8 protein-coding genes are annotated in these 12420 nt (G+C 67.3%); 3 read left to right on the top strand and 5 right to left on the bottom strand.

Annotated elements, in window-relative coordinates; genetic code table 11:
- Nucleotides 1-58: 58 nt before the first annotated feature.
- Nucleotides 59-1684 (bottom strand): dolichyl-phosphate-mannose--protein mannosyltransferase, encoded by a 1626-nt coding sequence (locus BLS52_RS10535; RefSeq protein WP_425425035.1) that lies wholly within the window; start codon nucleotides 1682-1684, stop codon nucleotides 59-61.
- 280 nt (nucleotides 1685-1964) lie between these two features.
- On the opposite strand from BLS52_RS10535, the gene rsmI reads away from it, so the two are divergent.
- Both rsmI and BLS52_RS10525 read left to right on the top strand, forming a co-directional pair.
- Nucleotides 1965-2789, top strand: coding sequence for a 16S rRNA (cytidine(1402)-2'-O)-methyltransferase (rsmI, locus tag BLS52_RS10530; RefSeq protein WP_281241708.1), 825 nt, complete (start codon nucleotides 1965-1967; stop codon nucleotides 2787-2789).
- A gap of 120 nt (nucleotides 2790-2909) precedes the next feature.
- Nucleotides 2910-4391 (top strand): NAD-dependent succinate-semialdehyde dehydrogenase, encoded by a 1482-nt coding sequence (locus BLS52_RS10525; protein WP_090586625.1) that lies wholly within the window; start codon nucleotides 2910-2912, stop codon nucleotides 4389-4391.
- A gap of 167 nt (nucleotides 4392-4558) precedes the next feature.
- Here BLS52_RS10525 and BLS52_RS10520 read toward each other — a convergent pair whose 3' ends face one another.
- From BLS52_RS10520 to BLS52_RS10510, 3 genes are read right to left on the bottom strand one after another with little or no spacing between them, the layout of a single operon-like run.
- Nucleotides 4559-6928 carry a transglutaminase TgpA family protein gene (locus BLS52_RS10520; RefSeq protein ID WP_090586622.1) on the bottom strand — a complete coding sequence of 790 codons (2370 nt, stop codon included), beginning with the start codon at nucleotides 6926-6928 and terminating at the stop codon, nucleotides 4559-4561.
- Complete coding sequence (locus tag BLS52_RS10515) at nucleotides 6925-8634, bottom strand: DUF58 domain-containing protein (protein ID WP_217636745.1); 1710 nt, start codon at nucleotides 8632-8634, stop codon at nucleotides 6925-6927. Before BLS52_RS10515 ends, BLS52_RS10520 begins: the two co-directional genes overlap by 4 nt.
- 4 nt (nucleotides 8635-8638) lie before the next feature.
- Nucleotides 8639-9682, bottom strand: a complete 1044-nt coding sequence (locus tag BLS52_RS10510) for an AAA family ATPase (RefSeq protein ID WP_090586621.1) — start codon at nucleotides 9680-9682, stop codon at nucleotides 8639-8641.
- Nucleotides 9683-9857: 175 nt separating this feature from the next.
- On the opposite strand from BLS52_RS10510, the gene BLS52_RS10505 reads away from it, so the two are divergent.
- Nucleotides 9858-10793 carry a TatD family hydrolase gene (locus BLS52_RS10505; protein WP_090586619.1) on the top strand — a complete coding sequence of 312 codons (936 nt, stop codon included), beginning with the start codon at nucleotides 9858-9860 and terminating at the stop codon, nucleotides 10791-10793.
- A gap of 23 nt (nucleotides 10794-10816) precedes the next feature.
- On the opposite strand, the gene BLS52_RS10500 is transcribed toward BLS52_RS10505, so the two are convergent.
- Nucleotides 10817-12328 carry a SulP family inorganic anion transporter gene (locus BLS52_RS10500; protein ID WP_175460150.1) on the bottom strand — a complete coding sequence of 504 codons (1512 nt, stop codon included), beginning with the start codon at nucleotides 12326-12328 and terminating at the stop codon, nucleotides 10817-10819.
- Nucleotides 12329-12420: the final 92 nt, after the last annotated feature.

Here is a 12420-nt window from a genome sequence, read left to right as displayed (position 1 = left end):
GGCGGTAACACTGCGGCGGCGGCTCAATGACGGTGACACGGTGGCGATGGTGCTTCGGTCAGATCCAGCTTGGCATCCACATTCGCAGACGCCACTGGTTGTAGGGAATGGTTTCAGCTGTCCAGATGGGCAGGAAGAACGCAGATACCAATACCGCCAGCACAACGAATCCCCCCACGAGCAGAATACCGTTTCGCCGCCGCCACGGAGGGTCCCCGGCACGGCCCAATATCAGGCCCAGCACGTAGACCAGCGAGAGGATGAGGAACGGCTCAAACACGATGGCGTAAAAGAAGAACATGGTGCGGTCCGGAAACAGGAACCACGGCAGATACCCGGCTGCAACACCGGCGAGGATGGCGCCTGCCCGCCAGTCGCGCCGGCCGGCCCAGAACAGCAGCACCACCAGCAGCGACAGCGCGGCGGCCCACCAGATCAGCGGGTTGCCCACCACGCTGACGGCCTGGGAGCAGTCGGCGGCGTTACAGGTCAGCCCGTCCGACTGGTAGTGGAAGGACGTCGGCCTGCCCATCACCAGCCAGGACCACGCCGTGGCCTCGTACGGGTGCTCGGAGCTGAGCCCTTCGTGGAACGAATAGGCGCTGCGGTGGTACTCGGCCAGCGAGCGCAGGGGAGCGGGAACCCAGTCCCAGAGCGGATCGGGATTCTGGGCGGCCCACTGCCGGTTGTACGCATCCGTGGAGAGGAACCAGCCCGTCCACGACGCCACGTAGGTGAGCAGAGCCACGGGCACGATCGACACAAACGCCTGCAGCCCATCCCGGACGACGGCGCCCGCTACCCAGCGCCGGACTCCCACCGTGCGCCTGGCCGCCATGTCCCAGAGCACGGTCATCAGCCCGAACACCGCAATATAGGGCAGCGCGGACCACTTGGTTCCCAGCGCCAGACCCAGCGCCACGCCCGCCGCAATCCGCCACGGACGGAGACCCAGCCACGGCCCGTACAGCAGCTCTTCGCGGGTGGGCTGCCCGCGTTCACGGGCGAGCCCGGCCATCAGGGTGGCCAACCGCCGTCGTGCCCAGTCACGGTCCAGCACCAGCAGCGCAAAGGCAACCAGTATCCAGAACATGAGGAAGACGTCCAACAGGGACGTCCGGGAATGCACCAGATGATGACCGTCAACCGCAAGCAGCAGCCCGGCAACCCCGCCGAGCACCACCGATCCGAACAGCCGCTGCGCCACCAGGGCCAGGATGAGAATGGACAGCGTCCCGACCACCGCGGCCGTAAACCGCCACCCGAACGGATTTGAGGGACCGAACAGCAGCATCCCGAACGCAATCATCCACTTCCCGACCGGCGGGTGCACCACATAGTCAGGCGTCTCCAGGAGGATCCCGGGATTTCCGGCGTTGAAGGACGTGTCCGCCTCCTCCGGCCATTCCCGCTCATACCCCGACTGCAGGAAGGAATAGGCGTCCTTGACGTAATAGGTTTCGTCGAACACCAGGGAGTCGGGCTCACCCAGCCGGACGAACCGCAGCACCCCGCCGATTCCCGCCACCAGCACCGGCAGCAGCCACCCCCACAGCCCGAACCGGAGCTCCTCACCGAGCAGCCGCCGGCGCAGCACCCGCTCGGAAAACGCCGTGCGCGCGGGGAGGACCCACTGCCGCCCGGATCCCTCAGGGAGGGCGGCGGCGGTGGTGGTTTGGCTCACCGGATCATCGTACCCAGCGGCCCTGACAGTTCCTGGACAGTAGGCTGAGCGGGTGACGGAACATAACGACGACGACGGCGGCACCCTCCCCGCGGACGGCACGGGAGTGCCCGGGGATCAGGACAACCATGACGCCCCGGACACTCCCGAGGACCCGGACGCCTCTGAAGTGCCCGCCGCCGTCGAGACCCCTGACGCGACGGACGATCCTGACGGCCACGACGTCCAGGACGCTCCCGAGCCCCTCCTCCCGGAGTCGCTCACGAGGGGGAACGGCAGTATCGTGCTCGCGGCCACCCCGATCGGCAACATGGGCGACGCAACCTTCCGGCTGGTGTCGCTCCTCGAGACCGCCGACATCATCGCCGCCGAAGACACCCGGCGCCTGCAACGGCTCATCCGTTCCCTCGACGTGACACCGGCGGGACGAACCCTCAGCTACCACGAACACAACGAGGCCGCCCGCACCCCCGAGCTCCTTGACCTCGTTGCCGCCGGAGCCACCCTGCTCCTGGTGACCGACGCCGGCATGCCGTCGGTCTCCGACCCGGGTTTCCGCCTCGTCGAGGCCGCCGCAGCCCGCGGAATCACGGTCACCGTTGCCCCCGGACCCTCGGCAGTCCTTACTGCGCTCGCCCTGTCCGGCCTGCCCACCGACCGGTTCTGTTTCGAGGGTTTCCTGCCCCGTAAAGCCGGCGAACGCGCGGCCCGGCTCGCCGAGCTGCGCACCGAACGCCGCACCATGGTGTTCTTCGAAGCGCCGCATCGGCTCGAAGCCATGATCCGTGCACTGCACTCCGAATTCGGCCCGGAACGGCCCGCGTGCGTCACCCGTGAACTGACCAAACGGTACGAGGAAGTGATCCGCGGGCCGCTGCAGCACCTGCTTGAGTGGGTGGAAGGCAACCTGGTCCGGGGGGAGATCGCCGTCGTCGTGGGCGGTGCACCGGCCGACGCGCCAACTGCACCCGAAGACCACGTGGCAGCGGTCAACCAGCTGATGAGCCAGGGGCTCCGGCTCAAGGAGGCGGTCGCGGCCGTGGCTGAAGACTCGCGGGTCAGCAAGCGGGAGCTGTACGCGGCGGTGGTGGCCGCGCGGACGTAAGACTGTGCACTCTGACAGTGGATCGCCGTCGTCGTCGTGCAGGTTTGTATGGACGGGGCGAGCGGCGCAGGGCTAGCGTGAGAGCTCGAACACACCATTGTCGATCGTAAAGGCTCCCGGATGACTATCACCGCCCAGCGCGAACAAGAACTTCTGTCCTCGGTTCCCACCGGTCTGCTGATCGGCGGAGAGTGGCGCGATGCCGCCAACGGCAAGACCTTCGACGTCGAGGATCCCGCCACCGGCAAAACACTGCTCACCATCGCCGACGCCAGCCCCGAAGACGGCAAGGCAGCACTGGACGCCGCCGTCGCCGCCCAGGATGAGTGGGCCCGCACCGCACCGCGGGAGCGTGGGGAGATCCTGCGCCGCGCCTTCGAAATGGTCACCGAACGCGCCGACGACTTCGCGCTCCTCATGACCATGGAAATGGGCAAGCCGCTCGCCGAAGCCCGCGGTGAGGTCATCTACGGCGCCGAGTTCCTCCGCTGGTTCTCCGAGGAAGCCGTCCGCATGTCCGGCCGCTACTCCACAGCTCCGGACGGCAAGTCGCGCATCCTGGTCAACAAGAAGCCCGTTGGCCCCTGCCTGCTCATCACCCCGTGGAATTTCCCGCTGGCAATGGCTACCCGCAAGATAGCACCCGCTGTTGCCGCCGGCTGCACCATGGTGCTGAAGCCCGCGAACTTGACCCCGCTGACCTCGCTGCTGTTCGCCAAGGTCCTCGAGGAGGCAGGCCTGCCCAAGGGCGTCCTCAACATCGTGAGCACCACCAGCGCCGGAGACGTCACCGGACCCCTCATCAAGGACAGCCGGCTCCGCAAGCTCTCCTTCACTGGTTCGACGCCGGTGGGTCGGCGCCTGCTGGCCGACGCCTCCGAAAACGTCCTGCGCACCTCGATGGAGCTCGGCGGCAACGCACCGTTCCTGGTCTTCGAGGACGCCGACCTCGACAAGGCCGTTGACGGCGCCATGGCCGCCAAACTCCGCAACATGGGCGAGGCCTGCACGGCCGCCAACCGGTTCATTGTGCACGAGTCCGTCGCCGCCGCGTTCGCCGACAAGCTCGCCGCCCGCATGAAGGACGTCACCCCCGGTCGCGGCACCGAGGACTCCTCGAAGCTGGGCCCGCTGATCGACGGCAAGAGCCGCGACAGCGTTCACTCCCTGGTGCAGGACGCGGTCGACGACGGCGCTCAGGTCCTTACCGGCGGTTCCCCCGTGGACGGTCCCGGCTACTTCTACCCGGCGACCGTTCTGACGGACGTTGCCGCGAAGTCGCGGATCCTGCAGGAGGAGATCTTCGGTCCGGTGGCCCCGATCGTCACCTTCTCCTCGGAGGACGACGCCGTCCGGCTCGCCAACAACACCGAGTACGGACTCGTGGCGTACGTCTTCACCCGCGACCTGAACCGTGGGCTGCGGATGGGCGAGCGGCTGGACACCGGCATGCTCGGCCTCAACGCGGGCGTCATCTCCAATGCGGCGGCGCCGTTCGGCGGGGTGAAGCAGTCGGGCCTCGGACGTGAAGGCGGCTACGAGGGCATCGAGGAATACCTGTACACGCAGTACGTGGGCATCGCGGACCCGTCGGCCGGCTAAACCAGGCTCAACGGTCATTGTCGCCCGGCCCGGATTCCCCACCTTCCGGCTGAACAACGCCTATCACGACGGCGTGTCCCATGCGACACGCCGGTAGGGCGCCCAGAAGGTGGGGGAACCGGCCCGCGGCTGTAATCAACGGGGGTGGGGGAACCGGCCCGCAGCTGTCAGGTACGGGACGAACCCGCTACGTCCTCACTGCGCTGCGCCCCGAACGGCTGCCACAGCGATTGCGGCCAGAAGCGTGCACGGACCCGCGCAGGGACCGACGCGGATTGGGACAGCGCGCGGGTGACGGACTCGACGTCGTCCCAACTGTTTGTCGGACGGGCATCCGCGCCGGCAAACTCGGCGTATTCCTCTTCCTCGTAGGCACGCCGCAACCGTGACAGCGCAGCGGCCGCCGAGTCATCCAGCCGGGCACGCAGCCGCTGCTCAAATGTCCGCGGTGTGTCGGTGGGCAACGGCGGCATCCGGTAATCCGCAGCCAGCTCCACGGTTTCAGCCCACGCCACCGTCGCGGCGCCCACGCCCCTGGTGTTGCCGGTGACAGAACGACGACGGCGCTCAGTCCGCATTTGCCGCAACGCCAGCGGCGTCAGGGCGAGCAGCACGAGCAGGAGCCCGAGGATCCCGCCGAGGGTGGAACTCCGTTCCGCACTGTCCCGCTCAGCCTTGGCGGCCTGTTCCTCGTCGGCGTCCGGGAACGGTGCGGCGGTGGATTCCGGCACCTCTGCGGTACTCGGGTTCAGGTTGTCGCTGTTGACCGACGGGTTGGCCGGGGACAGGGTGGTGATGGCATAGTCCGGGACCACACCGCGTGACGGCGTCGGTTCGAACTGCACCCAGCCGAGACCCTCGAAGTACAGTTCCGGCCAGGCGTGTGCGTCCTTGGAGTTCACCGAAAACTCCGTGAACTCCGTACCGTCCGGGCCGAGGAACTGCGTACCGGTGGGTGATCCGGGGGAGTAGCCCACCGCAACCCGGCTCGGGATCCCGGCCAGGCGGGCCATCACCGCCATGGTCCCGGCATAGTGCACGCAGTACCCGGACCGCGATTCGAGGAACCGCGCCATCACGTCCAGGCTATTTCCGTCATAGCCGCCGTCCACGGGCGCGTCCACTGAGTACACAAAGGACGGCCCGCGGAGGAAGCTCTGGATCGCGATGGCCTGGTCATAGGGGTTGGAGATCCCCTCCACAACCTCCGCGGTGGTGTTGCTGATGACGGAGGGCAGCGAGCTGGGAAGGGCAAGGAACTTTTCCTCCACAGACTCGGGATTGACCGGCGGAATGCGTTCCAGACGCTCCTTGGTCAGCACGGGTTCAATGCTTTCCACCAGGTAGTCCTGCTCGGCCGTGGAACCGCCGTCGATCGCCAGGATGCTGAGGTTCCCCGGGTCATATGCCCACTGCCCGCGCAGCCCCCTGATGGACAACGGCGCGTACGGTGAAAGCAGCCAGGGGCTTGTGAAGCTGTCCGTGGTAATCCGCGTGAAGGTGGTCTCACCGCCGGGCTGGCCGTCGGAAAACATCTCGTCCACGCCGGCCACCCGCTGCCCGAGCCGCTGGTCCGGTTCCCACCGCTGCCCGCTGAAATCCTCCAGGGTGACCGAACGCAGGTACAGCGGCTCCGTGGCCGTGGTTGCATACTCGATCCTGCCGAATCCGTTGGGATTGCGCAGGTCATTCCCGAGCGTCACCACCGGATTGAGCCCGGTTGCCGTTCCCCACAGGTTCACCCGCGCTCCCTGCGGGAAAACTCCCGAATTGAAGCCGGGAATCCCCAGCGGAAGCACGACGGCGATGGCCAGCGCCAGCACGCCGATGGTCATTCCCCGCGACAGATGGGCTCCGGATAACTCACTCGACGAGTCGGAATCCTGCCGTGCCTCACGCCAGTGGGCACAGCCCAGCAGGATCAGGAACCCCGCCACGGCGGCAATGAAGGACGGCACACCCACACTATTAATGCGTACGACGGCGGGAACCACCAGCACTGCCAGCAGCGCCAGTCCGCTGGTGGCCGGCATCCGCAGCGTGGTGGCGAGTGTGTCCACCAGGATGGCGATCAGGCCGATGCCCGCGCAGACCACCAGGAACAGCCCGGCTGTCGGCAGCACCGGTGCCACCTGTGAGATGACGGTGTTCTCGGCACGGCCGAGCAGGATGGTGAGCCGACCGGTGAAGCCGTCCCCCGGAAAGATTCCCAGGGTGCTCTGGGAGGGGAAGAACTGCCAGATCAACGATCCGGCCAGCGCCAGGAGCCCCACCAGCGGAACACAGTACGATGGCAGCCGCGACAGCCGCGTCAGGGCCATGAAGAACAGCACCGTTCCCACCGTGACCAGCACCGGCATGAACCAGGTCCAGCCGAAGATCACGCCGGACAGGCTCACCGAGGTGAGCATGACCGCCGCGAACGAGGCGGCCGTGACCAGGAGGTGGTTGTAGTTCCTGCGCGGAGCTGCGGGCCGGTTGGGCAGGAGGCGTTGGGCCTGCCCGCCCTCAGCGGGACGGGAGAGGGTCGCGGTCATGTCCGGCCTCCTGAAATAACGGAACCGGAGGCGCCGGGAGAATCGGTAGAGCGGCCGGATGCACCGGAACCCGCAGAACCGGCAGAGCGGCCGGACGCAACAGAACCGGCAGAACCGGCAGAACCGGTAGTACCGGCAGCACCGGCAAAACCAACAGAGCGGCCGGACGCGACAGAGCCAGCAGAACCGGCCGCACCTGACCCCACCGTGCCGGGGGCGAGAGTGGTTTTCGCGGTCGAGGAGGTTGCACCCACCGGTGCGGGGTCGAAGTGCGCCCAGGCCGCGGCCACTGACGCATTCGGGTTCACCGCCACTACATGCCACCCGGCACCGCGAAGGATATCCATCACGCCGTGCAGGTCCCGCGGCCGTTCGCTGACCAGGATGGCGAACGACTGTGACCCGTACTCGGACGCCGGACCCAGATCCCGGGCCTCCGCCTCGCTGATGGCGCCAAGCAGCGCGATCAGCGGCCCGCGGTTCTTCAGCCCTGCGAGTTTGTCCAGCATCGGGTCACCGAATGGCAGCCCACCGTAACCATGGCCGTTGCGCTGGACAAGATGAGACCCACCGGACGCGGATCCACCCGCTGAGGACCGGACGGAAGAAGCGGACGAGGACCGGACAGGCGGAACAGGTGCAGACGGGCGCTTCCGCGAGGCAGTGGGCCGCTTGCTGGGATCGGGGACGAGTTCCAGGGCAGCCAGTCCCTGTGAGATTCCGTGCAGCCCCACCTGCCCCGAAAATTCCTCGTCCTCCGGCCATGGCGCGGAAACCGAACGCCGCAAAGCGGGGGCTCCCGTTTCATCGAGGAACCGAAGCGAGTAGTTGCGTTCGAGCAGGTGCGCGGCAATGGACACCGCACCGACCACTGCCCATTCGAACGTGGGGGAGGAGAGCATGCCGCCGTCGTCGTCCGGGTCACCGAAGGCGGAGAGGAAACCGGACCCGTAACTGGTCTGCCGCTGATCCAGGATCAGGGTGGCCTCGGGCATGGTCACGGATTCCTCCTGCCGGACCATCAGCTCGTTGTGCCGGGCGGTCGCAGCCCAGTGGACCCGCCGCATCGGGTCTCCGTGGCGGTATTCGCGGGTCATGACGTCGTCGTCGCTGGGGTTCGCGTTCCGCCGGGTCACCGCGTGTCCCTCGGTTCCGCGGACACCGGTCAGGGGAGAGGACGGCAGGTCCAGGGGGCTGGGCGTGACGACCAGCCGGTCGGTCCCGCCGAGGGTGTGCCGGGAGATGCCCAGGCCAAAGGGGTCGGTGAAGCCGGCGGTGACGGGGCCGACGTCGTACACTCCCCGCGCCGTGGAGCGCAGCCGGTACTCATACAGGCTCACCCCGCTGGGAGTGGGGTGGGCGGCCGGAAAATGGAACTCGGGTGCGTCGCCGAAGCGGTGCGGCAGCAGCTCGCGCATTACCACCGAGCCGCCCAGCGGGCTGTCGGACGCGACGGACAGCGTCACCGTGGTGGTGGACCCGGTCTCCATGCTCTGCGGCGCGAAGGTCCGGTGCACGGTGAAGCGCGGTTTGACCAGACGCAGCACCAGCACGGATACCAGCGGCAGGAGGACCAGCAGGATCCCCAGGTACAGCAGGTCGCGGCGGCCGAGGAACTGGGCGCCCAGCAGCGACAGGATCCCGGCAGCGGCCAGGCCCCAGCCCCGAAGTGTCAGGAACCGCGGCAGCCGCTCAGCCAGTGCCATGGCGTCAGCCGTTTCGGGAGGAGGCGCTCGCCGCGTCGCGTGCCACCGGCACCCGGGCGAGGATGCCGGCAATGATCGACGACGGCGTCTCACCGGAGCTGGCAGCCTTCCGGTCCAGGATGAGCCGGTGCGCCAGCACGGCCTCGGCTACCGCACTGACGTCGTCGGGCAGGACAAAATCCCGCCCCTCCAGGGCCGCCCCGGCCTTCGCCGCACGCAGCAGCTGGAGCAGGCCGCGCGGGCTGGCACCGAGCCGGAGCTGCGGGTGGTTGCGGGTGGCATGCCCAATCCCGACCGTGTATTCCTTCACCGCCGGGGAGACGTACACCTGCCGGACCTGGCGGATCATGGCGGCCACGTCCTCGACACCGGCAACCGGCTGCACGGTGCGCAGCGGTGACACTGACTGGTGGGTCTCGAGCATCTCCATCTCGGAGCTGATGTCCGGGTAGCCCATGGAGATGCGGGCCATGAAGCGGTCGCGCTGCGCTTCGGGCAGCGGGTAGGTGCCCTCCATCTCGATGGGGTTCTGGGTGGCGATGACCATGAACGGTTCGGCGAGGCGGTGGGTTGAGCCGTCCACCGTGACCTGATGCTCTTCCATGCACTCGAGCAGGGCGGACTGTGTCTTCGCGGACGCCCGGTTGATCTCATCGCCGATCACGATGTTCGCGAACACCGGGCCGCGCCGGAACTCGAACCGGTGGGAATCCTGGTTGTAGATGGACACGCCCGTCACGTCCGAGGGCAGCAGGTCGGGGGTGAACTGGATCCGGTTGACGCTGCAGTCGATCGTCCGGGCAAGGGTCTTGGCGAGCATGGTCTTGCCGACCCCCGGCACGTCCTCCAGCAGCAGGTGCCCCTCGGCGAGCAGCACCGTCAAAGCCAGCCGGGCGGCGTCGGGCTTTCCGTCAATCACGGTGTTGATGGAGGTGAGGATGCGGGCGCTGGTGTCCCGGAAAGTCTCCGCGGTCATGGGTGCGCGGACGGGAACCGGACTGGGCGCCGTGCTGCCGTTTGGGGTGGCGTACTGGTTGTGCGCGTCCATGGATACCTTCCGGAAACGTCACCCGGGAGCGAAGGTCCACAACAGCGTGGGCCGGCACCTGTGCAACGGCAACTAAGTCTTTACAGATTACTAGGACAACTGGGGTTCGTGGCGGAAAGTTCCACAGATGGGTAAGCAGGGGCTGCGGGCTGCAAGGAAAGTCTAGGGTTGGACTATGTGCACCAGTTCCATCCCTGTTCAGTACCGCCCGGAAGAGACCGCGGCGGAAGACTCACCGACCGGCCGCTCCCGTGCCCCCGAGGCCGGCGGCCGCAGCCGGAAACTGGACTACCCGCCGGCACCGGAGCCGCTGCCGTACCCGGTCATGGACAACCACACCCACCTGGACTTCCGCGACGGGCAGGTTGCCGTCAGCGCCGCTGACGCGATGGATGCTGCGGAGGCTGTGGGCGTCGGCTTCGCGGTGCAGGTGGGCACGGACCTGGAATCCTCCCGCTTCACGGTCGAGGCGGTTGAGCGCGACCGCCGGCTGCTCGGCGCCGTCGCCATCCACCCGAATGAAGCGCCGCTGCTTGCCGCCGCCGGCACGCTGGAGGACGCGCTCGCCGAGATCGAGGAGCTCGCGCAGCATCCGCGCATCCGGGCCATCGGCGAGACCGGCCTGGACTACTTCCGCACGGCTGAGGACGGCCGCGAACGGCAGGAGTACTCCTTCCGCCGCCACCTGGACATTGCCCGCCGGCTGGATCTCGCGCTGCAGATCCATGACCGGGACGCGCACGACGACGTCGTGAAGGTCCTGCGCTCGGAGGAACCTCCGGCGCGGGTGGTGTTCCACTGCTTCTCCGGGGATGCCGAACTGGCGCGGATCTGCAATGAGAACGGCTGGTTCATGTCCTTTTCCGGGACGGTCACGTTCAAGAACGCCCGGGATCTGCGCGAGGCGCTGGACATCGCTGACCCGTCCCTGGTGCTCACCGAGACCGACGCCCCGTTCCTCACCCCGCACCCGTTCCGGGGGCAGCCCAATGCCAGCTACACCGTGCCGTACACGGTCCGGTTCATGGCCGAACACCTGGGCACCGACCTTGAGGAGCTCTGCCGGACCATCAACGCGAACACCCGCCGCGCGTACGGCGACTGGGAGTAGCGCGCGGAGAGTAGCGCCCGCCGTTAGTGGCCGGCGCCGAGCTTCCCGGCCAGGCGTTCGCGCATCAGCACGGAGGCGTCATTGAGGCCGATGACCTCGACGTCCTTGCCGTGGTGGTGGTACTTCTCGGTGATCGCATCCAGCGCCGCGATGGTGGAGGCATCCCACAGGTGGGAAGCGTGCATGTCGATGATCACCCTGTCCGGGTCGGTGGCGTACTCGAACTGCGTATAGAGGTCGTTCGAGGATGCGAAGAACAGCTCGCCGTCCACCACGTAGGTGGCAACCTCTTCACCGTTGAGTTCCAGCACGGTGCGCTCCACGGTGACGAAGTGGGCCACCCGGCGGGCGAAGGCCACCATGGCCACCAGCACGCCGACGCCGACGCCGATAGCCAGGTTGTGCGTCCACACCACCACGACGACGGTGCTCACCATCACCGCTGTTTCACTCTTGGGCATCCGCTTGAGGGTGGCGGGCTGGATGCTGTGCCAGTCGAAGGTGGCAATGGACACGAAGATCATGACGGCCACGAGCGCGGCCATCGGGATGATCGCCACCACGTCCCCCAGGGACACCACGAGGATCAGCAGGAACACACCGGCGAGGAACGTGGAGATGCGGGTGCGGGCGCCGGAGGCCTTCACATTGATCATGGTCTGGCCGATCATCGCGCAGCCGCCCATGCCGCCGAAGAAGCCGGTGATGATGTTGGCCGCTCCCTGGCCCCAGCTCTCACGGGTTTTCTGCGAGCGGGTGTCGGTGATGTCATCGACCAGCTTGGCGGTCATCAGAGATTCGAGGAGGCCCACCACAGCCAGGCCCAGGGCAAACGGGGCGATGATCTCGAGGGTCTCAAGGTTCAGGGGAACGTTGGGGAAGAAAAGGCTGGGGAGGCTGTCCGGCAGTTCACCCTTGTCACCGACGTCGGGCACCTGGATTCCGGCAAGTACCGCGAAGAGGGTGAGGGCCACGATCGCAACCAGCGGGGCCGGGACGGCCTTGGTCAGCCGCGGCAGGCCGAAGACGATCACCAGTCCCACGGCAACCATGGGGTAGACCAGCCACGGGACGTTGATGAGTTCAGGGACCTGCGACATGAAGATGAGGATGGCCAGTGCGTTGACAAAGCCCACCATCACCGAGCGGGGGATGAAGCGCATGAGTTTCGCCACACCGAGCAGGCCCAGCACCACCTGGAAAATGCCGCCCAGGATCACCGCGGCAATGAAGTAGTCCACGCCGTGGCTGGCCACCAGCGGCGCGATCACCAGGGCTATAGCGCCGGTGGCCGCGGAGATCATGGCGGGCCGGCCGCCGAGGAACGCTATGGATACCGCCATGGTGAAGGAGGCAAACAGGCCCAGGCGCGGGTCAACGCCCGCAATGATGGAGAACGCAATGGCTTCGGGAATCAGGGCCAGGGCGACCACCAGCCCGGCCAGGACCTCGACCTTGAGCAGCCGGGGATTCTTGAGGGTCCTCAGAACCGACTGGCGTTCGAGTGGTGTCAGGGACGTGCTGGACGTGGGCATGCGGGGGTCTTCCTGGAGGAGGGTGAAGCGGGCGTGGGCCGCCTCTTTCCGGGGTTCTCCGGTAAGGGCGATAGGCTGTACGCCAATGTACG

This window comes from Arthrobacter subterraneus, from assembly GCF_900099735.1.
GTDB classification, from domain to species: Bacteria; Actinomycetota; Actinomycetes; order Actinomycetales; family Micrococcaceae; genus Arthrobacter_D; species Arthrobacter_D subterraneus.
Note: the sequence above shows the minus strand (reverse complement) of the source record. Positions and strands in the feature narration are given on the sequence as shown.